Here is a 21,600-nt window from a genome sequence, read left to right as displayed (position 1 = left end):
AATGGTATTTTCCTATAAAACCCATTTAGCAAACGTTTGCTTGATATGTGTAAGATGTGATATTCTACGCCACGTTTTTAAGTAAAAAATTGAGAAAATAGCATGTCAAAAACTGTACAAATTGCTGTTGTAATGGGCTCAAAAAGCGATTGGGCTACTATGCAAGAGGCAACTCAGATTTTAGATGAATTAAAAGTACCTTATCATGTAGAAGTCGTCTCTGCCCATCGTACGCCTGATAAACTTTTTGAATTTGCCGAAAATGCACAAAAAAATGGCTACAAAGTGATTATTGCTGGTGCAGGCGGTGCGGCACATTTACCTGGTATGATTGCAGCGAAAACACTTGTGCCGGTGCTGGGGGTGCCAGTAAAGAGTTCTATGTTAAGTGGCGTAGATAGCCTTTATTCAATTGTGCAAATGCCAAAAGGAATCCCTGTCGGAACATTAGCAATTGGCCCTGCAGGCGCGGCAAATGCTGGATTGCTAGCAGCCCAAATTCTAGCGAATTGGGATGCAGAATTGCTTTCACGCTTGCAATCTTTCCGTGAAAGCCAAACTCATTCAGTATTGGACAATCCCGATCCACGCACATAAAAATATCTTTAGATCTGACCGCACTTTTAAAGTGCGGTTGTTTTTTTCGTAAATTTAACGAGAAATATTATGCAAAACTCCACCTTATATCCAACCGTTTATGTACTTGGCAACGGGCAACTAGGCAGAATGTTACGTTACGCGGGCGCACCTTTAGATATTTATGTTGAACCCTTAGCCTTCAATGCGCCAGTTTTTGACTTACCTGAAAATGCAATCATCACGGCGGAAATTGAACGCTGGGAAAAAACGCCTTTGACTGAATTACTCGGCAATCATAAAAACTTCGTTAATCAACATGTATTTGGATTATTAGCCGATCGTTTTACTCAAAAATCCTTACTAGATGAACTCAATCTTTCTACCTCGCCTTGGTGTTTATTAAAAGATAAAACGCAATGGAATGATGTTTTCCAAACTGTTGGCGAGAAAGTTGTCGTTAAACGCAGAACAGGCGGATATGATGGACGTGGTCAATGGATTATCAACAATGAAAACAAAGCGGACATCACCGATGACTTATTTGATGAAGTGATCGCAGAAAAATTTATTCCTTTCGATTATGAAGTGTCTATTGTAGGCGCAAGATTTAAAAATAGTGAAAAACGTTTTTATCCCGTTACGCATAACCTGCAACAAAACGGTATTTTGCGTTACAGTGTGGTTGATATTGCGTTTCCTCAACAATCCGCACAACAAAAGCAAGCTGAAACAATGCTCGGCAAAATTATGGATAAACTAGGCTATGTGGGTGTAATGGCAATGGAATGTTTTGTTGTAGACGACAAATTACTGATTAACGAACTTGCGCCTCGTGTACATAACAGTGGACATTGGACACAACTAGGATGCTCGATTAGCCAATTTGAATTACATTTACGTGCGCTGCTCGATTTGCCGACACCTGAATTACAAACTTTCGCTCCAAGTGTGATGGTAAATTTAATCGGCACAAACCATAATCCAAAATGGCTTAATACACCGTTTGCACAACTTCATTGGTACGGCAAAGAAATCAGAACTGGGCGTAAAGTTGGGCATATCAATCTTTCTCATCCAAATAGAGCAGTCATTATTCAACAATTAGAAAAACTTCGCTCTGAATTACCGGAAGATTATCAATCGGGATTAAATTGGACAATTGAAAAACTAAAATAATGTAAAAAATGACCGCACTTTTTGATGAATATTTAAAAATATCAAAGTGCGGTTAATTTTTATAAAAATCTTTCTTGATAAAATAAAACGGCTGAAGTATAAAATTATCCACCACACAACACATACATAAGGAAAAGCTATGTTTGAACATATCAAAGCGGCACCAGCCGATCCAATCTTAGGCTTAGGCGAAGCATTCAAATCCGAAACTCGCGAAAATAAAATCAATTTAGGTATTGGTGTTTATAAAGATGCACAAGGTACAACACCGATTATGCGTGCAGTGAAAGAAGCAGAAAAACGCTTATTTGATAAGGAAAAAACAAAGAATTATCTGACTATCGATGGTATTGCTGATTATAACGAACGAACAAAAGAACTCCTTTTCGGTAAAGATTCTGAAATAATTAAATCTAATCGTGCGAGAACGGTACAAAGTTTAGGAGGCACAGGTGCATTACGCATTGCGGCTGAATTTATTAAACGTCAAACCAAAGCACAAAATGTTTGGATTAGTACGCCAACATGGCCAAACCACAATGCGATCTTCAATGCTGTGGGCATGACGATTCGGGAATATCGTTATTATGATGCTGAACGTAAAGCCCTTGATTGGGAACATTTACTCGAAGATTTAAGCCAAGCAAGTGAAGGTGATGTGGTGCTTTTACACGGTTGCTGCCACAATCCAACTGGTATTGATCCAACTCCTGAACAATGGCAAGAATTAGCTGCACTTTCAGCAAAAAACGGCTGGTTACCACTCTTTGACTTTGCTTATCAAGGTTTAGCCAATGGCTTAGATGAAGATGCTTATGGCTTGCGTGCTTTTGCGGCAAACCACAAAGAATTATTAGTCGCAAGTTCATTCTCGAAAAACTTTGGTTTATACAATGAGCGTGTAGGCGCCTTTACCCTTGTGGCTGAAAATGCAGAAATTGCTTCAACCGCATTAACACAGGTGAAATCAATTATTCGCACACTCTACTCTAACCCGGCATCTCACGGTGGAGCGACCGTAGCAACAGTATTAAACGATCCACAACTCCGTCAAGAATGGGAAAATGAATTAACTGAAATGCGTGAACGCATCAAAAAAATGCGTCATTTATTCGTTCAGTTATTAAAAGAATATGGTGCAGAACAAGATTTCAGCTTTATCATGAAACAAAACGGTATGTTCTCTTTCAGCGGCTTATCACCTGAACAAGTTGATCGCTTAAAAGAAGAATTTGCGATTTATGCTGTTCGTTCTGGTCGTATCAATGTGGCAGGTATTACGGAAGACAATATTCGTTATTTATGTGAAAGCATTGTAAAAGTGCTTTAATCATCCTGAGTTTAAGGGGGCTAAAATTTAAAAAATTTTAGCCCTTATTCTTTACCAATATCCCTCAATGTCAAAAATATCGACAAACAAATGCGATTATAAGAATGCACAACATAATCAAAATTTGAATCAAACGTTTTTTGGTTAATTTCTCAGCAGGCATTGATGATTTACTCTTCTTTATATGACTAATTAGTGGTATACTTTTTTGCGTTAGATCAATTTTACACTAATTTCTCGAAATATTTGAGGTTTACATGAAGAATTTCGTTGCAGAAACCAAGGCAGGACGCCGGATTCAATCGGGAGGTTGTGCTATTCATTGCCAGGATTGCAGTATTAGCCAACTTTGTATCCCTTTTACGCTGAACGAACACGAATTAGATCAGCTTGATAATATTATCGAACGAAAAAAACCCATTCAAAAATCCCAAGTACTTTATAAAGCCGGTGACACACTCAATTCTATTTACGCTATTCGTTCTGGCACCATAAAAACCTATACCATTAGTGAATCTGGTGAAGAACAAATTACCTCTTTTCACTTACCTGGTGATTTAGTTGGTTTTGATGCAATTACTCAAATGCAACATCCTAGTTTTGCTCAAGCATTAGAAACTGCAATGGTATGCGAAATTCCTTATGATATTTTGGATGACTTAGCCGGTAAAATGCCAAAATTACGCCAACAAATTTTACGCTTAATGAGTAATGAAATTAAAAGTGATCAAGAAATGATTTTGTTACTGTCTAAAATGAATGCAGAAGAACGTTTGGCTGCTTTTATTCATAATCTTTCTAAACGATACTCTGCTCGCGGTTTTTCAGCTAAAGAATTCCGTTTAACCATGACTCGAGGCGATATTGGAAATTATCTCGGTTTAACTGTTGAAACTATTAGTCGTTTATTAGGTCGTTTCCAAAAATTGGGTATCCTCACCGTACAAGGAAAATATATTACTATTAATGATATTGACGGTTTGATTGAGTTAACTGGAACAAATAAAACCAAAATTACAATGGTTGAATAATGAAAAAAGGCGTGCAAATTCACGCCTTTTTTACATAGATAAAAATAATCTTAGAATAAGATCACCTTTTTATCTCTCACACCTTGCCATTCTAAAGATTCTTTTTTATTCTATGAAAAGCTTCGGAGGTTATGATGAAATTTAAAAATATCCTAGTTGTTCTTAATCCTGAAAACGAAAAACAATATGCTCTTGCTCGTGCTGTTCGTTTAGCGAAAGAACAAAAAAATGAAACAAAAGTAAAAATTACCGCCCTTTTATCTGTATATGATTTATCTTATGAAATGTCTGCCTTACTTTCTTCAGAAGAACGTTCTGAAATGCATCGTCAGGTGATTGAAAAGCATCATCATGCTGTACAATATTACTTAGATAAATATGCCGATCCAGAAATTGAATTACAATCTCACATTGTTTGGCACAGTAATGAGGCAGAGGCGATAAAAGAAGAAGTTGAAAATAATGATTATGATCTTGTAGTGAAATACACCAAAGATCAAGAAAGTTTTACTTCTCTAATTTTCACGCCAGTTGATTGGCAATTACTACGTAAATGCCCGATTCCTGTATTAATGGTACGCGATGGCGACTGGAAACATCAACGCCGTATTTTAGTAGCAGTAAATGTTTCAGGCGAACAAGAATACCAAAATGAATTTAATCTAGAACTTGTTGAAACTGGTATGTCATTAGCTGAAAACTTAAATCGTGGCAATGTGCATTTAGTTGCAGCCTACCCTTCAACACCAATCAACATGGCCATTGACTTACCTGAATTTAACACATCAGGTTATGAAAATGGTATTCGAGGCCAACATCTTATTAATATGAAAGCCTTACGACAACAATTTGGTATAGCAGAAGATCATACTCATGTACGTGAAGGTTTCCCTGAGGAGGTTATCCCTACTGTAGCTAAAGAAATCGAAGCAGAACTAGTTATCCTTGGCACTGTTGGTCGTACAGGACTATCTGCCGCCTTACTTGGTAATACTGCAGAACATGTTATAAGTAAATTAAGTTGTAATCTCTTAGGTATCAAACCATCTAAAAAGGATGAATAATCCATCTCACACACAAAAGTGCGGAAAATATTACCGCACTTTTGTTATTTAGATCACAAATCCACACTTTTCCTACAAAACCCCTTTAAATGAGATTCGTTTTTATTTAAAATCCATGAAATTATTTCCCCCTCATTTTTAATTTAAGGACAAAAAATGAAAAAAACACTTATTGCAAGCTTACTTGCATTTATAAGTATCGCCCAAGCTCATGATCTTTGGGTTGATGTTCCTGCTCAAATTCCATCAGATAGTATATTAAAGGCTAATATGGGATATGGTCACTATCCTTATGTAGAAAAAATTCCTGAAGCTCGTTTAAAAATTTTTGCGCCAATGGAAGTTATCAGCCAAGATGGCGAAAAACAAATACTGGTTCAAAAAGGAGAAAATTACCAATATCAATCAAGTAAACCTTTAACTAATGGCTCTTACTGGGTAACAGCAACATACAAACCAACATTCTGGTCACAAAATGCAGAAGGTTGGAAAATGGAAAATTTAAAAGGTTTACCTAATGCAACCTATTGTGAAGAAACCCAAATGTTTGCTAAAAAACTTATTACTGTAGGCAAACAAAAATTAAATGTTGAAATGGCAAAAACACGTATTGGTTTGCCACTTGAAATTGTACCATTAGAAGATCCAAGTAAAGTAAAAGCAGGCGAACCGTTCCCTGTTCAAATCTTCTATAATGATCAGCCTTTAGCGGGAGAAACCGTCATTGCGACATCCGATACCATCGCAATGAAAGATTTTGAGGCCGTTGATGGACATCGTGAACCACAAGGATTCTCAGGGAAAACAGATGAACAAGGTCGTGTAAATATTATTCCTCTTATTGAGGGAATTTGGAAAATCAAAGTTATTCATAAAACTTCATTTCCAGAACAACAAATTTGCCAACAATCGGCAAACTACTCAACATTGATTCTTCCAATTGGAAAAGGTTTAGATAAACTGCCGCCACGACCAGAGCATCACCATCATTAATGTCTATACACCACAAAATAGTGGTGATAGAATGCAAAAACGCTAACAATAAAATGGATATTTTTCTTACGAAGAATATCCATTTTTATTCAATATAGCAAAATAAAAAGAGATGTATATCAATGAACAAACAAAATAGTAAAACCGTTGCAGTAGTCACTTCAACAATTGGTCGTCCAGAATTAGTTTTAGCTATTGAAAGCGTACAAAATCAAACTTATCCATGTAAGCATTATGTATTTGTCGATGGCAATATATTTTGCGATAAAGCAAACTCCATATTGGCACAATTCCCCAATGTCGTACCAATTTATTTACCGATGAATACCGGTAAAAATCGTATTCTCAATGGGGCCATTAATGCTGCTGCAGCTTTTCTTGTTGAAGAAGACATTATTTGTTATTTAGATGATGATAATCAGCTACGAGAAGATCACGTGGAAAGCTTAGTAAACATGATTGAACAAGGTGCTGATTTTGCTTATTCCTTACGAGCTTTTTACGATTCAAATCATCAATTTATTTGCAATGATGACTTTGAATCTCTCGGGACTTGGAATACAAAAAGCGATATTTTCGTAGATGTTAAAATAGAGGATATTCAGCAACAAATACATTTTAACTTTAATGGAATCAATTCTCATATCGATACTAATTGTTATGCTGTACCTCGTGAAATAGCCCAGAAAGCAGCGTATGGCTGGTATACCCCATCTATCGGTGACCGAGGATTTTTATCAGCCCTAAAAGATTTAGGTTTAATGGGACAAACTTCTGGAAAATATACTGTCAAATATACCGTTGATTTTAATAAATTAATCGTTGCTCGTAGTTTCTTCCCCCAATTAACACTATCAGATGAATTAAATGATCATATTTCTGCCAGCATATTAAAGCTAATTAATCAGCAAAATATTGAATATTACGGAGATCGCCCTTGGGCAAAGGAATAAAAGTAAACATTTTTCATCAAAAAACATAAAAAATCTTAATTCAGGCTTGACTTATTTCTCATGTACTAGTTTAATAGTACAAAAGTTTCCAAAAGGATATCAATATGCAAACTCAAGCCTTTATTGCGGTGACAGCTCAACCCGTTCCTTATTATGCTGACACTACTGCTATTTTTAATACACTTTGCCAACCTAATTCAAATTCTCTTCTACTCGACTCAGCCGAAATCGGGAGTAAAAACAGTTTACAAAGTCTTATCTTAGTCAATGTTGCGGTTAAAATAACTTGCTTAGGTCACAACGTCACATTTAAAGCATTAAATGAGAATGGAAAACAAGTGTTAAAAGAAATTCATCCAAAATTAACCGCACTTGGAAAAGTAAGTGCGGTCAATTTTGAAGATGAATTTTCTGTACAATTTTCACCACTTAATAATCAACTTGATGAAGATAGCAAATTACAGTCTGCTACTATTTTTGATGGACTGCGTGTTATTTCTAGTCTTTATCAACATAGCCAAACGCCTATTTTCTTAGGTGGATTGTTTGCTTACGATCTCGTCGCAAATTTTATTCCAATGGATGGTATTACATTACAACATGATGGTATCAACTGCCCTGATTACAGTTTCTATCTTGCCGAACACCTCATTACTATCGATCATCAAAATCAACAAGCGACACTCAAAAGTTTCTGTTTTGCTCAAGAAGAACAAGTCAATATTGCGAAAACCTCGCTTTCTATTGCGCAAAAGCTAAAAAATATTGATAACGTTCTTTCTATTAAAGCGGCAAGTGATGAAGTTAAAACAAACTTTGACGATCCTGAATTTACTGGCATTGTGAAAGCCTTAAAACACCATATTAACATTGGTGATGTTTTCCAAATTGTGCCATCTCGCCGTTTCTCCCTGGCTTGCCCGAATACATTAGCTAGTTACGCCCAACTCAAACAAAATAATCCAAGCCCTTATATGTTCTATATGAATGATGAAGACTTTATTTTGTTTGGTGCATCGCCAGAAAGTGCACTGAAATATGAACCTGAAAATCGTCAATTAGAAATTTACCCAATCGCAGGTTCACGCCCTCGTGGTTTTGATGCTCACGGCAATATCGATCCTGAATTAGATGCACGTTTAGAACTAGAACTTCGCCTTGATCATAAAGAACAAGCGGAACATCTGATGTTGGTTGATTTAGCGCGTAACGACATTGCTCGAGTTTGCCAAAGCGGTACCCGTAAAGTGGCTGAATTAATGCAGGTGGATCGCTATTCTCACATCATGCATTTGGTCTCTCGCGTAGTGGGTAAATTACGCCCTGAGTTAGATGCACTCCACGCCTATCAAGCCTGTATGAATATGGGTACATTAACTGGTGCACCAAAAATCAAGGCAATGCAGCTTATTTATCAATTTGAGCAGCAAAAACGCCATAGTTACGGTGGTGCGGTGGGTTATCTCACTTCCGATGGACATTTTGATACCTGTATCGTGATTCGTTCTGCTTTTGTACAAAATGGGATTGCCCATGTACAAGCTGGTTGCGGCGAAGTATTGGATTCTGATCCACAAATGGAAGCCGATGAAACACGCCATAAAGCTGCGGCTGTCTTAAAAGCAATTCGTCAAGTTAATACACAAGCAAAATAAGGAAGAATTATTATGGCTAATATTTTATTTTTAGATAACTTCGATTCCTTCACTTACAACCTTGTGGATCAATTCCGTGTGTTGGGTCACAACGTAACAATTTACCGCAATGACTGCGATTTAGAAAAACTGGTAGAAACCGCACTCAATACACCAGATACCATTCTTGCACTTTCTCCAGGGCCAGGAACACCATCAGAAGCGGGGATTTTGCTGCCATTGATCGAACGCTTAAAAAATCATGTTCCAATTATTGGAATTTGTTTAGGCCATCAAGCATTGATTCAAGCCTTTGGCGGGAAGGTTGTTCACGCTGGCGAAGTATTGCATGGTAAAGTTTCTCGTATCACCCATGATAACGAAGCCATGTTTAAAGATCTTTCTAATCCAATGCCAGTGGCGCGTTATCATTCTTTAATGGGACAAGATTTACCAAAAGAATTTATCGTCAATGCGGAATATAATGGCATTATCATGGCAATTCGTCATCGCGATTTACCTATTTGTGCATTCCAATTTCACCCTGAAAGTATTTTAACTGTGCAAGGTTCGCAATTATTACAACAATCCATTGAATGGTTGTTAAATAGATAAGACATCAAAAAGTGCGGTGATTTTTAACCGCACTTTAAAGGAGAAAAAATGATCACCGTATTCGGACTTAAATCCAAACTCGCACCACGTCGTGAACAACTGGCAGAAGTCATTTATAACAGCCTCTACCTTGGCTTAGATATTCCGAAAGGTAAACACGCGATTCGCTTTTTGTGTTTAGAAAAAGAAGATTTTTACTACCCTTTTGACCGTAGCGATGATTACACAGTCATCGAAATTAACCTGATGGCTGGTCGTATGGAAGGCACGAAAAAACGCTTGATAAAAATGCTGTTTAGCGAATTGGAGTATAAGCTCGGCATCCGAGCTCACGATGTGGAAATTACGATTAAAGAACAACCTGCGCATTGCTGGGGATTCCGTGGAATGACAGGCGATGAAGCACGCGATTTAGATTACGATATTTATGTTTAATAAAATATATAAAATTAACAAATCCACATACAAAGAAGAACAGGAATAGACTATGCAACACAACCCATTATTAGAACAACTTTACAGCGGATATTCACTTTCAACCTCAGAAAGCACCGCACTTTTTAATGCAGTCATCCAAGGTGAGCTTTCCAATGAACAAATTGCTGCAATGCTTATCGCTTTAAAAGTACGTGGAGTAAATACTGAAGAAATTACTGGCGCGGTTGCCGCATCATTACAAAATGCCAAAGCATTTCCACATCCAAATTATCCTTTTGCGGATATTGTAGGAACGGGTGGTGATGGACAAAACACCATTAATATTTCCACTGCTAGTGCGATTGTTGCGGCATCAATGGGAACAAAAGTAGCAAAACATGGCAATCGTAGCGTGTCAAGTAAATCAGGTGCTAGCGATGTGTTAACCGCACTTGGCGTGAATGTGAATGTCACACCTGAGCAAGCTCGACAAGCATTAGATGAAATTGGTGTCTGCTTTTTATTTGCTCAACAATATCATTCTGGCTTCCGTCATGTTGCGCCAGTCCGTGCTGCTTTAAAAACGCGCACTATCTTTAATATTTTAGGCCCGCTTATCAATCCTGCTCGTCCGACTTATCATTTACTTGGCGTATATGCACCAGAATTAGTGAAAACCTATGCTGAAACCGCCGTTGCCTTAGAACATCAACATTCCTTTGTTGTGCATGGTTCTGGCTTAGATGAAGTCGCATTACACGGTGAAACACAAGTGGCAGAAATTAAAAATGGCAAAATTGAATATTTCACTTTAACGCCTGAAGATTTTGGCTTAAAAGCGCAATCCCTCGAAACTCTTCGCGGTGGTGAACCACAAGAAAATGCCCAAATGCTCACCGCACTTTTACAAGGTAAAGGAAAGGCTGAACACGCAAATGCTGTCGCGGCAAACACTGCATTATTATTGAAATTATTTGGGCATAATGACTTAAAACAAAATGTGCAAAATGTTCTAACCCATCTCGCATCAGGTAAAGCCTTTGAAACATTACAGAAATTAACCACATATTAATAAAAAGCTAATTTGATACGCCACAATAAGAAGAAAAATAATGATCACTCAAGATTTTACCAAACCCATTGATTCCGCTACGGTGCTACAAAAAATCATCTTAGACAAAGCGCAATGGATTCAAGCAAAAGAAACTGAATTTCCGCTTTCACAATTTAAACAAAACATTCAACAATCTGACCGCTCTTTTTATGCAGCGTTAGCAAAAGGCACGCATCAAAAGCCCTCCTATATTTTGGAATGTAAAAAAGCTTCCCCTTCCAAAGGATTAATTCGTGCTGAATTTAATTTGGAAGAAATCGCCAATGTCTATAAACATTATGCCTCTGTTGTATCTGTGCTAACAGATGAAAAATACTTCCAAGGGAATTTTGAGTTCTTGCCTTTAGTTCGCGATATCGTGAGCCAACCTGTGCTTTGCAAAGATTTTATGATAAGCGAATATCAGGTGTATCTTGCACGCTACTACCAAGCTGATGCTATTTTATTGATGCTTTCAGTAGTAAATGATGAAACCTATCGTGTGCTGGCAGATCTTGCGCATTCTCTTGGCATGGGCGTATTGACTGAAACCAGCAATGAAGAAGAATTTGAACGCGCCCTTGCGCTTGGTGCAAAAATTATTGGTGTTAATAACCGTAACTTGCACGATTTAACTGTGGATTTAAATCGTGTTGTTGAACTCACTAAAAAATACGCCGACCGAATCCCTACTGATGTACGTATTATTAGCGAATCAGGCATTTACAATCACAAGCAAATTCGTCAATTACAAGAAGTGGCGCATGGTTTCTTAATTGGGAGCAGCTTAATGGGCAACCAAGATTTGAATAATGCGGTTCGCTCGGTGATTTTTGGAGAAAATAAAGTATGCGGCTTAACACGCGCGCAAGATGTCAAAATCGTTTACGAAAACGGTGCAGTTTACGGAGGATTAATCTTCGCAGAACATTCAAAACGTTGTGTAAGTTTACGCCAAGCACAAGAATTGGTAACCGCTGCTCCACTTCGATTTGTTGGTGTTTTTCAGAATCAAGAAATTGACTTTATCGTAAAAATAGCCAACCAGTTACAGCTTTATGCGGTGCAATTACATGGTGCAGAAACTGAAGCATTTATTACCGCACTTCGCCAACAACTACCAAAAAACACGCAAATCTGGAAAGCGATTTCGGTCAATACTGAAACCCAAAGTGCGGTCGATTTTACCGATGATTTGAATGTGGATCGTTATATTTTTGATAGCCAAACAGCGAACCAACAAGGTGGCACAGGAAAAACTTTTGATTGGTCATTAATTCCTGAAAATCTTAAACACAAGATTATTTTAGCTGGAGGCATCTCACCAAATAATGTGGAACAAGCCATTCAACAAAATTGCTTAGGCTTGGATCTTAATTCTGGAGTAGAAAGTTCTGCAGGCGTAAAAAATGAAGAAAAAGTGCGGTTAGCTTTTGAAAAAATTTGTGCTTAATCCAATCTAAGGCTGTATTCTACAGCCTTTATTTTTGTTCCTTTTCAAACAAATAAGAACTCCTCTCAAATACAATAACATTACGTTCACAATTTGGACATATTTTTTCTATAAATTCTTCATTTCATGATTATGATCAAATTTTTTTTGAAGAAAACATTTATCATTGGCCAATTTCCACAATAAATGTGTGTCTTTGGAGTGATACTATGAATAATCCAGATGGCGTTTTTTCTGCATTGGCAGATGTTTCTCGCCGAGATTTTATGAAATTATGTACCGCACTTGCGGCTACGATGGGGTTAAATTCTAAAGCTGGCGCAGAAATGACGGCAGCAATGACCAGTCCAGCACGCCCACCAGTGCTTTGGATTGGTGCGCAAGAATGTACTGGCTGTACCGAATCTTTACTGCGTGCAACCCACCCAACTGTTGAAAATCTCGTGCTAGATTTGATTTCCCTCGAATATCATGAGGTACTTTCTGCCGCATTTGGTGAACAAGCGGAAGAAAATAAACATAATGCTATCCATAATTATTACGGCAAATATGTGCTTGTAGTGGATGGTTCCATTCCAATTAAAGACGGCGGTGTGTACTGCATGGTGGCAGGCAAACCAATTGTGGAACATATTCGTGAAGCCGCAAAAGGTGCTGCTGCTATTATTGCGATTGGCTCTTGCTCATCTTGGGGCGGTGTTCCATCTTGCGGGGGCAACCCAACAGGTGCGGTCAGTCTCTCTGAAGTTTTACCAAAAGGTACACCAATTATTAACATTCCAGGTTGTCCTCCTAACCCACATAATTTCTTGGCAACCGTTGCCTATATCATCACTTATAAAAAATTACCAGCAATGGATAAATTAAATCGTCCATTGTTTGCTTATGATCGTCTAATCCATGAAAACTGTTATCGCCGACCGCACTTTGATGCAGGCCGTTTTGCAAAAGAATTTGGCGATTATGGGCATCGTCATGGCTGGTGTTTATACCATTTAGGTTGTAAAGGGCCCGAAACTTACGGCAACTGCTCTACACTAGAATTCTGTGATGTTGGTGGTAATAACTGGCCAGTGGGTATCGGACATCCTTGCTATGGCTGTAACGATCAAGGTATCGGCTTTACCAAAGGCATTTTCCAATTAGCGAACGTCGAAAATCCAACGCCACGGGTGGAAAAACCAGATGTAAACAATGTTGAAGGCGAAGGTGCCTCAATGACGGCGATTGGCTTATTAGGCGGTGCTGCAGCCATTTTAGCAGGTGTCAGCGTGATGACCTTGAAAGAATTGAGCAAACAACATAAAGCGAACAAAGTTGCAGACAATCAAGCCAATCAAGATCAAGGACACTAAAGATGGATAGACGAAATTTCCTTAAAGCAGGTCTGCTGGGAACTGTCACATCAGGTCTGCCTGTTGCAAAAGCCGAAGCGGTGGAAAATCTTCCGCCCATTCCTGGCGCACTTGGGATGCTTTATGACTCCACACTTTGCGTTGGCTGTCAGGCTTGCGTTGCAGAATGTCAGCAAGTGAATAAAACACCTGTCAATCCAAAAGGTGAGCAAACTTGGGCAAACAATGACAAACTCACTCCGTTCACACGCAATGTGATTCAAGTATGGAGTGATGGCGACGGAAAAAATAAAGATAAAACAGAAAACGGTTATGCTTATGTTAAAAAACAATGCATGCACTGTGTTGATCCAAACTGCGTTTCTGTTTGCCCTGTACAGGCTTTAACCAAAGATCCTAAAACAGGTATTGTTAAATACGATCCTGATATTTGTACTGGTTGCCGTTATTGCATGGTGGGCTGTCCGTTTGACGTGCCAAAATATGATTACGACAATCCATTTGGTCAAATCAGCAAATGTGAACTTTGCAACCAAAAAGGTGTGGAACGCTTAGATAAAGGTGAATTACCAGGTTGTTGTCATGTTTGTCCAACTGGGGCAATTATTTTTGGTACCCGTGAAGAACTTTTAGCAGAAGCAAAACGTCGTTTAAGTTTATTACGTGGCACGGAATATGACTATCCTCGCCAACACGTAAACAGTAAAGACACTTATCGTGCAACTGTGCCAGCCTATCAATATCGTATTTACGGTGAAAAAGAAGGTGGCGGGACACAAGTATTAGTGTTAAGTGCGGTTCCACAAGAAAATTTAGGTTTCCCTGAGTTAGATGATATTGCTACAGGTGCACGCGCAGCGCATTTACAACACTTCTTGTATCGCGGTTTGGCATTGCCACTGGTGGCGTTAGCTGGTTTAACAATGATGACTTATAAGAATATGCATGGCGATAAGATTCGCGAACGAATTGAAGCGCAAAAAGAAGCGATGCGCCAAGCACGTAAGGAAATGGAAGAAGCGGAGGATGAACATCATGGGTAATCCACGTCCGGTGGGCGGCAGATTAGTTTCCGCCAGTATTCTCTTTTTTGCACCTTTGGCCGTAATTTGTATCTTATTAATTATCAAACGTTTGTTCTTAGGTATCGGTTCCGTCACCGCACTTAACGGCGGTTATCCTTGGGGCTTATGGATTTCCTTTGACTTACTTGTAGGTACAGGTTTTGCCTGTGGGGGTTGGGCATTAGCGTGGACAGTATATATTTTCAACAAAGGGAAATATCACCCTCTTGTGCGTCCAGCATTGCTTGCCAGCTTATTCGGCTATTCATTAGGTGGTCTTTCCATCACCATTGATATGGGGCGTTACTGGCACTTGCCTTACTTCTACATTCCAGGCCAATTCAATACAAACTCGGTGTTATTTGAGACCGCATTTTGTATGACAATTTACATCATTGTCGTCACCCTTGAATTTGCGCCAGTCTGGCTCGGGTTCTTAGGATTGAAAAAATGGTTCAATAAGCTCAACAAAATTATGTTTTTTGTCGTCGCACTTGGCGCACTATTGCCAATGATGCACCAATCATCTATGGGCTCATTAATGATCGCTGCTGGTCATAAAGTTCATCAAGTGTGGCAAAGCTATGAAGCATTACCAATCTTATCCTTGCTCACCGCATTTATTATGGGCTTTTCTATCGTCATTTTTGAAGGTTCTTTAGTGCGCGCAGGCTTGGCAGGAAAAACACCAGATGAACGTTCACTCTTTACCCAGCTTGCGAAAGTGACCGCTGGATTAATCGCACTTTTCCTTGCAGTACGCTTTGGCGAATTGATTTACCATGACAAACTCCATTATGTATTCGGATTCGATAAACTTGGTAAATTTGAAGCTTGGATGTTTTGGATGGAAGTATGGCTAATGACATTGCCATTACTCACTTTATTCCTTGGTGAGAAAAAATCTGATTCACGTTGGCTGTTTATCTCAGCCTTGAGCATGTTACTCGGCGCAGCCCTATGGCGTTTAAATTATTCAATGATTATGTACGATCCAGGTAATGGCTATCGTTACTTCCCATCAGCAGAAGAATTGCTAATTTCTATTGGTTTCGTATCCATCGAAATTTGCGCCTATATTTTAATAATTCGTCTATTCCCAGTCTTACCAGTGTTGAAAGAAAAACATCATGAAGACTCGGAACAAATTATTGCCGAAAAAGCACAATTCAGTAAAAAAATGAGCGGAGCAGAATAATGACTGAAAAAAAACGTATCTCAATCGACCCTATCACACGCATTGAAGGTCATTTGCGCATCGATTGCGAAATTGAAAATGGCGTAGTAACAAACGCTTGGTCATCAGGCACAATGTGGCGTGGTATGGAAAATATCGTGAAAGGTTCAGATCCGCGTGATGCTTGGATGATTATGCAACGTATTTGTGGCGTTTGTACAACCGTTCACGCCATTATGAGTGTGCGTGCAGTAGAAGATGCTCTCGGTGCTAAAGTGCCAGTGAATGCACAATATATCCGCAATATGATTCTTTCTGCTCATAGCATGCACGACCATATCGTTCATTTTTATCAACTTTCTGCGATGGACTGGGTGGATATCACTGCGGCACTGAACGCTGATCCCGATAAAGCAGCTGAAATGCTTAAAGGTGTTTCAACATGGGGACTAAACAGTGCTAATGAATTCCGCAACGTCCAAAATAAAATTAAATCTTTAGTTGAAAGCGGTCAGCTTGGTATTTTTGCCAACGGTTATTTCGGTCACCCTGCCATGAAATTACCGCCAGAAGTAAACCTAATCGCTGTAGCCCACTATTTACAAGCGCTTGAATGTCAGCGTGATTGTAACCGTATTGTGGCATTACTCGGCGGAAAAACACCGCACATTCAAAACTTAGCAATTGGTGGCGTAGCAAACCCAATCAACTTAGACTCTCAATCAGTATTAAACTTAGAACGTTTAATGTTTGTAAAATCCTGTATTGATCGTTTAAATGACTTCGTGACTCAAGTTTATCGTGTTGATGCAGCGATCATTGCAGCTTATTACCCTGAATGGCTTAATCTTGGTAAAACATCGGGTAACTACCTTTCTGTGCCTGAATATCCAATTGACGGTGATAATTCTAAATTTGCTCTAACGGGTGGCTATATTGAAAACTTCGATATTTCGACCTTCCGCTCAATTACGCAACAAAAAGATGAATTTGTTGTAAAAGGAATTAAAGAAAGTGGTAAACACGCTTGGTATGAAGACGATGAACCGCTTGAACCTTGGGCTGGTTTAACACGTCCGAAATATACAGGCTGGCAAGATGAAGGCAAATATTCATGGGTTAAAGCACCAAGTTTCTACGGAAAAGTTGTTGAAGTTGGCCCTCTTGCCTATTTAATGTGTAACTTAGCCAATGAAAATAAAGATACATTACATCACTTTAACCATATTAAAGGGTTGTATGAAAAACTAAGCGGCAATACCTTATCTGTTGACCATTTACATTCAACCTTAGGGCGTATTATTGCTCGTACCGTACATTGTTGCGTGCTAAATAATATTCTTGAACAACAATGGAAACTACTTGTTGATAATATTGGCACAGGTGATACCGTTGCTTATCTCAAAACAGACATTCCACAAACTGGTGAGTTTAAAGGTGTTGGGTTTGGTGAAGTGCCTCGTGGCATGCTCTCTCACTGGGTTGTCGTTAAAAATGGCAAAATTGAAAACTATCAAGCCGTTGTGCCATCGACTTGGAATGCAGGTCCTCGTAACCAAAATGATGAAATGGGACCTTATGAGCTTTCCATCATCGGTACACCTGTAGCAGATCCGACAAAACCATTAGAAGTTGTGCGCACAATCCACTCTTTCGACCCTTGCATGTCATGCGCAGTGCATGTTGTGAACACAGAAAATGGTGAAGTCACACACGTGAAGGTGCTCTAATGAAGCCATTAATCTTAGGCGTTGGTAATATTTTACTCGGCGATGAAGGCGTGGGCGTGCGAATCGTCCAAGCCTTAGAAAATCGCTCTGAAATTTTACCGCACTTTGACGTGGTTGATGGTGGCACTTGTGGCATGGAATTATTGGATGAAATGGCGAATCGTGAGCACATCATCATCATTGATGCTGTACTTGCCAATAAACAGCCAGGAGAAATCATTGTGCTTCATGATGAGCAAGTGCCGGTATTTTTCTCGCGTAAAATTTCACCACACCAACTTGGTATTTGCGATGTGCTTTCTGCGTTAAAATTAACGGATGAATTTCCTAAAAATCTATGTTTAATTGGGGTTCAACCAGAAACTTTTGAGCCACAGATTGCATTAAGTGAAACAATTCAAAAACAATTTCCAGAAATTTTTAAAACATTAGAAAACGTTTTGAAAGAGTATGGATTTCACGTTCAAATGTAGATGAGAAATAATACATTCCACGCACGCCATAATTTGCTCTTATGGTATGCGTGAATTGTTGAAATTCACCTCGCTATAAATTTTAATAATTATGTATCGACACGAAAAAACACCAGAAAATACCACCGCACTTGAAGGGGTTATTCAAGGCTTCTCCGAAGAACCATCTTCAATCTTCCATAACGAAATGCGAAAAGTTGCAGAAGAAATGAAAGATCTTCCTTTCTATCGAAAAGGTATCGACTGCTATTGTCCTAAATTTGTACTTTTTGAAAACCAATGGATAGGTACAGTTGTGACACCTTGGATGTTAAGTATTGTCATTTTGCCAGGCAAAGATCAAGAATGGGAACCGCGCGAAATTGGCGATAAACTTTCAGTGCGACTGCCCTATAAAACCTTCACGTTCACAGTGAGTAGTTTAGAAAATATTCCACAATATCTTAGTTGCTCCCTTCATTCTCCGATTGATCCTGCAATGACAAATACTCAAGCAACTCAACTCGCGCAAGATTGCCTCAGAATAATTTTATCTATGCCAACAAAAGCAACAACTTTTGATCCAGATCGACGTAACTTATTCCGCGCGATAGTAAAATAGGTACAAATTTCAATAGGAGTGAAAGTATTATGTGTTTAGGTGTTCCAGGCCAAATTATTAAAATTGGCGAAAGCGCTCTTCAACTTGCCACCGTGGATGTATGTGGCGTACAACGTGATGTGAATATTTCTCTAGTCTGCACTGGAGATCCTGCCGATTTACTTGGCAAATGGGTTCTCGTTCATGTTGGCTTTGCAATGAGTGTTATTGATGAAGATGAAGCCAAGAAAACTCAAGAAGCTTTACTTGCTATGAGCCAGCTCGAACACGAAGTTGGGGATTTTTTAGGATTGAATCAAAAATAAAGATAACATACTGATCCGATGTAATTTATCTCATCGCTTAATCCTATAAGAGTAGGACAGGATATACCTGTCCGCTCTATAAAACTAAAATGCTGAAGTATCTTGAAATAAACCTACCTTTAAATCTGTAGCGGTATAAATGATACGTCCATCAACTTCAACTTCACCATCAGCCATACCCATTACAAGCTTACGATTAATAACACGTTTCATATTAATTCGATAGATCACTTTTTTAGCCGTTGGCAAAATCTGTCCAGTAAATTTTACTTCACCAACTCCTAATGCCCTACCTTTTCCTTTGCCACCAATCCAGCCTAAGTAGAATCCTACAAGTTGCCACATTGCATCTAACCCTAAACACCCAGGCATAACTGGATCACCAATAAAATGACAGCCAAAAAAAGGTAAATTAGGGGTAATATCAAGCTCTGCTTCAATATAACCTTTACCAAATGCGCCTTTTTCTTCATTCATTTCGATAATTCTGTCCATCATTAACATCGTTGGTGCAGGCAATTGAGGCCCATCGTTACCAAATAACTCACCACGACCTGATGCAAGCAAATCATCATATGAATAACTGCTTTTTTTATTAGGTGTACAAGTGTTTTGCATTTTACCTTCCTATATACATGATAATTTCAGCACTATACTGATTAAATATATTCTAGAAAGAATAAATAAATCTGTAAATAGCGAACACTTGTTAGCAGAACTAGTCGGATCAGTGTCGTTTAATTATAATTAAAAGAAAAGCGAACAAATGTTCGCTTTTTTAATTAAGATTTAAAAAAATCCCAAAATCCTTTTTTTTCAGAATCGAGCCGATTTTCAATCCTACGTTGAATTAAACGAGAAATAGGCATTGTTTTTTCTGAATATTCTTTATTTTCATCTAATAAATCACGTTCAAATAAGTACTCACAGGCTTGATAAATATCTTCTACTGGATAAATAAAAAATTCATTATTTTTTACCGCACTTTTAACTTCATCAGATAGACTCAGTTGCTGTATAGTTGTCATAGGAATAATCACTCCTTGCTTGCCTGTTAATCCACGACGCTGACAAATTGTGAAAAATCCTTCAATTTTATCATTTACACCTCCTACTGAATGAACCAAACCAAATTGATCGATAGAACCTGTAATCGCAATGTTTTGAGGTAGTGGTAAATCAGATAAAGCACTCACCAATACACAGAAAATTGCAAGCGATGCACTGTCACCATCAATTTCACCGTAAGACTGTTCAAACACCAATGATGCAGAAAAAGGCAATTGAGAAGGGAGATCAAGAATATTAGAAAGACAAGCTTGAGCAATCATCATACCTTTACTATGAATATTTCCTGCAAGCTCATTTTTTCTTTCAACATCAATAACTTCCCCTTCACCAAACTGGACAATACAACTAATACGTGAGGGTTCACCAAAACTCACCGGCGTGCCTGGATATTCAATCACTGAAAGCCCATTTATCTGTCCAACAATTTCCCCTTGGGTCTCTACATAGACTTGTTCATTTAAAATATCAGCATAAGTTTGCTCTTTCAAAAAGCCATATTGTATAGATTTTCTTTGAAAAACAGCTTCAAAATCATCCGCACTTAATATTGAATTACCCGTTAATGTCACTACATCTTGTAACATTTCTTTAAGTTTAAGAGGTGAAATATTAATGAGAAATCGATCTTCACTTTCTCGTACTAATAATTTATATAATTTATTGAGTGCAGAAAAATTCATTTCAACATTAAGTGTTTGTGCTATTTTATTCACATAACCAGCCCACATCTTTTGAGATTCAACTTCTGCCACTGAAATATAACTCTCAATTTCAGCATAATCAGCAAAAGAATATAATGATTCTTCTAACTCACCTAAAGTTGCCAATTCTGTGCGATTTCCAAGCACAATAACTTTCAAATTAAGCTTATAACTAGGCACATCGCAGGGCAAGTGTTTAAAAGGATGAGCTGAATACCAATCAAAAGTTTGTGTTTGTAAAATTTGCTTTAGTCGTAACCATAAGTCAAACTGAGATAATAGCATTGCTGCACTTAAAATTAATACTCCTCCATTTGCACGATGAACTAATCCAGGATTTAGTTGAATATCATGCGAACTAGGATGAACACGAAGAGAACCAAACAATTGAAATTGATCACAATAAAGTGCGTTCACCACCTCACCTAGCGTAGCAAAATTATCGTCTAGGGAATGGGCCATCTCTGTATAAACACGTGGAAAAGAAAAAGCGTCTCCTTGCTCAACAACATAATTTACGCCAAAAACCGATTGTTCACGATGATGATGCAACTTAGTAAAGGATTCCAATAACGAAGCATATTCAGCTTGATCATCAGCTTTAAGCATTAGCAAAAAACGACTAGGATGACGTAAAAATACAGATAGAGCCTGTTTAGCGTTAGGTTGTAATGACCAAAAATCAACCGTCTCTGGTGGGAATTCAGTTATAGCTAGATCTGGTTGCAACGCTTGCCAATCCAAGGCTTGTTGAGGAAAAAATGAACTCACAGTCACTCTCTTTT

Annotated in this window: 21 protein-coding genes; 19 read left to right on the top strand and 2 right to left on the bottom strand. The window is 38.4% G+C overall.

Going from position 1 to position 21,600, the window contains the following annotated elements:
- Nucleotides 1-102: 102 nt before the first annotated feature.
- The 19 genes from purE (at nt 103) to hybG (ending at nt 19,043) form a co-directional block, all read left to right on the top strand.
- Nucleotides 103-597 carry a 5-(carboxyamino)imidazole ribonucleotide mutase gene (purE, locus tag KP712_RS02535; protein ID WP_111407390.1) on the top strand — a complete coding sequence of 165 codons (495 nt, stop codon included), beginning with the start codon at nt 103-105 and terminating at the stop codon, nt 595-597.
- A 69-nt stretch (nt 598-666) separates the two neighbouring features.
- Nucleotides 667-1,755 (top strand): 5-(carboxyamino)imidazole ribonucleotide synthase, encoded by a 1,089-nt coding sequence (gene purK, locus KP712_RS02530; RefSeq protein WP_111407389.1) that lies wholly within the window; start codon nt 667-669, stop codon nt 1,753-1,755.
- A 139-nt stretch (nt 1,756-1,894) separates the two neighbouring features.
- Complete coding sequence (locus tag KP712_RS02525) at nt 1,895-3,085, top strand: amino acid aminotransferase (protein WP_111407388.1); 1,191 nt, start codon at nt 1,895-1,897, stop codon at nt 3,083-3,085.
- A 257-nt stretch (nt 3,086-3,342) separates the two neighbouring features.
- A complete protein-coding gene (locus tag KP712_RS02520) occupies nt 3,343-4,116 on the top strand; it encodes an FNR family transcription factor (protein WP_048953226.1) in 774 nt (257 codons plus the stop codon).
- A 134-nt stretch (nt 4,117-4,250) separates the two neighbouring features.
- Nucleotides 4,251-5,180, top strand: a complete 930-nt coding sequence (gene uspE / locus KP712_RS02515; RefSeq protein ID WP_111407387.1) for a universal stress protein UspE — start codon at nt 4,251-4,253, stop codon at nt 5,178-5,180.
- A 156-nt stretch (nt 5,181-5,336) separates the two neighbouring features.
- Nucleotides 5,337-6,173, top strand: coding sequence for a DUF4198 domain-containing protein (locus tag KP712_RS02510; protein ID WP_111407386.1), 837 nt, complete (start codon nt 5,337-5,339; stop codon nt 6,171-6,173).
- A gap of 122 nt (nt 6,174-6,295) precedes the next feature.
- Nucleotides 6,296-7,126 carry a glycosyltransferase gene (locus KP712_RS02505; RefSeq protein ID WP_111407385.1) on the top strand — a complete coding sequence of 277 codons (831 nt, stop codon included), beginning with the start codon at nt 6,296-6,298 and terminating at the stop codon, nt 7,124-7,126.
- 104 nt (nt 7,127-7,230) lie between these two features.
- The gene (gene trpE, locus KP712_RS02500) at nt 7,231-8,781 is read left to right on the top strand and encodes an anthranilate synthase component I (protein WP_215770521.1); all 1,551 of its coding nucleotides are present in this window, start codon (nt 7,231-7,233) and stop codon (nt 8,779-8,781) included.
- Nucleotides 8,782-8,793: 12 nt separating this feature from the next.
- Nucleotides 8,794-9,375, top strand: coding sequence for an aminodeoxychorismate/anthranilate synthase component II (locus tag KP712_RS02495; RefSeq protein ID WP_005636020.1), 582 nt, complete (start codon nt 8,794-8,796; stop codon nt 9,373-9,375).
- A 48-nt stretch (nt 9,376-9,423) separates the two neighbouring features.
- The gene (locus tag KP712_RS02490; RefSeq protein ID WP_005636019.1) at nt 9,424-9,810 is read left to right on the top strand and encodes a tautomerase family protein; all 387 of its coding nucleotides are present in this window, start codon (nt 9,424-9,426) and stop codon (nt 9,808-9,810) included.
- 52 nt (nt 9,811-9,862) lie between these two features.
- Entirely contained in the window at nt 9,863-10,864 is a 1,002-nt protein-coding gene (gene trpD / locus KP712_RS02485) for an anthranilate phosphoribosyltransferase (RefSeq protein ID WP_005636018.1), read from the top strand.
- A 40-nt stretch (nt 10,865-10,904) separates the two neighbouring features.
- A complete protein-coding gene (trpCF, locus tag KP712_RS02480; protein WP_005636017.1) occupies nt 10,905-12,338 on the top strand; it encodes a bifunctional indole-3-glycerol-phosphate synthase TrpC/phosphoribosylanthranilate isomerase TrpF in 1,434 nt (477 codons plus the stop codon).
- A 209-nt stretch (nt 12,339-12,547) separates the two neighbouring features.
- Nucleotides 12,548-13,693 carry a hydrogenase 2 small subunit gene (gene hybO / locus KP712_RS02475; protein WP_005636016.1) on the top strand — a complete coding sequence of 382 codons (1,146 nt, stop codon included), beginning with the start codon at nt 12,548-12,550 and terminating at the stop codon, nt 13,691-13,693.
- Nucleotides 13,694-13,695: 2 nt separating this feature from the next.
- Complete coding sequence (gene hybA / locus KP712_RS02470) at nt 13,696-14,736, top strand: hydrogenase 2 operon protein HybA (protein WP_005636015.1); 1,041 nt, start codon at nt 13,696-13,698, stop codon at nt 14,734-14,736.
- Nucleotides 14,729-15,955: a Ni/Fe-hydrogenase cytochrome b subunit gene (hybB, locus tag KP712_RS02465; protein ID WP_046952856.1), complete on the top strand. Its 1,227-nt coding sequence runs from the start codon at nt 14,729-14,731 to the stop codon at nt 15,953-15,955. Before hybA ends, hybB begins: the two co-directional genes overlap by 8 nt.
- Nucleotides 15,955-17,664: a hydrogenase 2 large subunit gene (hybC, locus tag KP712_RS02460; RefSeq protein ID WP_111407380.1), complete on the top strand. Its 1,710-nt coding sequence runs from the start codon at nt 15,955-15,957 to the stop codon at nt 17,662-17,664. The genes hybB and hybC overlap by 1 nt, the downstream gene beginning before the upstream one ends.
- Nucleotides 17,664-18,137: a HyaD/HybD family hydrogenase maturation endopeptidase gene (locus KP712_RS02455; RefSeq protein WP_046949271.1), complete on the top strand. Its 474-nt coding sequence runs from the start codon at nt 17,664-17,666 to the stop codon at nt 18,135-18,137. Before hybC ends, KP712_RS02455 begins: the two co-directional genes overlap by 1 nt.
- 91 nt (nt 18,138-18,228) lie before the next feature.
- Complete coding sequence (hybE, locus tag KP712_RS02450; RefSeq protein WP_215770520.1) at nt 18,229-18,738, top strand: hydrogenase-2 assembly chaperone; 510 nt, start codon at nt 18,229-18,231, stop codon at nt 18,736-18,738.
- A gap of 29 nt (nt 18,739-18,767) precedes the next feature.
- Nucleotides 18,768-19,043, top strand: a complete 276-nt coding sequence (gene hybG / locus KP712_RS02445; RefSeq protein ID WP_118788296.1) for a hydrogenase maturation factor HybG — start codon at nt 18,768-18,770, stop codon at nt 19,041-19,043.
- 84 nt (nt 19,044-19,127) lie between these two features.
- On the opposite strand, the gene fabA is transcribed toward hybG, so the two are convergent.
- Together fabA and KP712_RS02435 are read right to left on the bottom strand one after the other, a co-directional pair.
- Nucleotides 19,128-19,661 (bottom strand): bifunctional 3-hydroxydecanoyl-ACP dehydratase/trans-2-decenoyl-ACP isomerase, encoded by a 534-nt coding sequence (fabA, locus tag KP712_RS02440; RefSeq protein WP_048952668.1) that lies wholly within the window; start codon nt 19,659-19,661, stop codon nt 19,128-19,130.
- A 164-nt stretch (nt 19,662-19,825) separates the two neighbouring features.
- Nucleotides 19,826-21,586: a Lon protease family protein gene (locus KP712_RS02435; protein WP_065264784.1), complete on the bottom strand. Its 1,761-nt coding sequence runs from the start codon at nt 21,584-21,586 to the stop codon at nt 19,826-19,828.
- Nucleotides 21,587-21,600: the final 14 nt, after the last annotated feature.

The organism is Haemophilus sp. SZY H68 (assembly GCF_018829685.1).
Taxonomy (GTDB): domain Bacteria; phylum Pseudomonadota; class Gammaproteobacteria; order Enterobacterales; family Pasteurellaceae; genus Haemophilus; species Haemophilus haemolyticus_K.
Note: the sequence above shows the minus strand (reverse complement) of the source record. Positions and strands in the feature narration are given on the sequence as shown.

Bases quoted from the DNA above. Each gene is read 5' to 3' on its own strand.
- purE (WP_111407390.1), top strand. From the start codon at position 103: ATGTCAAAAACTGTACAAATTGCTGTTGTAATGGGCTCAAAAAGCGAT.
- purK (WP_111407389.1), top strand. From the start codon at position 667: ATGCAAAACTCCACCTTATATCCAACCGTTTATGTACTTGGCAACGGG.
- KP712_RS02525 (WP_111407388.1), top strand. From the start codon at position 1,895: ATGTTTGAACATATCAAAGCGGCACCAGCCGATCCAATCTTAGGCTTA.
- KP712_RS02520 (WP_048953226.1), top strand. From the start codon at position 3,343: ATGAAGAATTTCGTTGCAGAAACCAAGGCAGGACGCCGGATTCAATCG.
- uspE (WP_111407387.1), top strand. From the start codon at position 4,251: ATGAAATTTAAAAATATCCTAGTTGTTCTTAATCCTGAAAACGAAAAA.
- KP712_RS02510 (WP_111407386.1), top strand. From the start codon at position 5,337: ATGAAAAAAACACTTATTGCAAGCTTACTTGCATTTATAAGTATCGCC.
- KP712_RS02505 (WP_111407385.1), top strand. From the start codon at position 6,296: ATGAACAAACAAAATAGTAAAACCGTTGCAGTAGTCACTTCAACAATT.
- trpE (WP_215770521.1), top strand. From the start codon at position 7,231: ATGCAAACTCAAGCCTTTATTGCGGTGACAGCTCAACCCGTTCCTTAT.
- KP712_RS02495 (WP_005636020.1), top strand. From the start codon at position 8,794: ATGGCTAATATTTTATTTTTAGATAACTTCGATTCCTTCACTTACAAC.
- KP712_RS02490 (WP_005636019.1), top strand. From the start codon at position 9,424: ATGATCACCGTATTCGGACTTAAATCCAAACTCGCACCACGTCGTGAA.
- trpD (WP_005636018.1), top strand. From the start codon at position 9,863: ATGCAACACAACCCATTATTAGAACAACTTTACAGCGGATATTCACTT.
- trpCF (WP_005636017.1), top strand. From the start codon at position 10,905: ATGATCACTCAAGATTTTACCAAACCCATTGATTCCGCTACGGTGCTA.
- hybO (WP_005636016.1), top strand. From the start codon at position 12,548: ATGAATAATCCAGATGGCGTTTTTTCTGCATTGGCAGATGTTTCTCGC.
- hybA (WP_005636015.1), top strand. From the start codon at position 13,696: ATGGATAGACGAAATTTCCTTAAAGCAGGTCTGCTGGGAACTGTCACA.
- hybB (WP_046952856.1), top strand. From the start codon at position 14,729: ATGGGTAATCCACGTCCGGTGGGCGGCAGATTAGTTTCCGCCAGTATT.
- hybC (WP_111407380.1), top strand. From the start codon at position 15,955: ATGACTGAAAAAAAACGTATCTCAATCGACCCTATCACACGCATTGAA.
- KP712_RS02455 (WP_046949271.1), top strand. From the start codon at position 17,664: ATGAAGCCATTAATCTTAGGCGTTGGTAATATTTTACTCGGCGATGAA.
- hybE (WP_215770520.1), top strand. From the start codon at position 18,229: ATGTATCGACACGAAAAAACACCAGAAAATACCACCGCACTTGAAGGG.
- hybG (WP_118788296.1), top strand. From the start codon at position 18,768: ATGTGTTTAGGTGTTCCAGGCCAAATTATTAAAATTGGCGAAAGCGCT.
- fabA (WP_048952668.1), bottom strand. From the start codon at position 19,661: ATGCAAAACACTTGTACACCTAATAAAAAAAGCAGTTATTCATATGAT.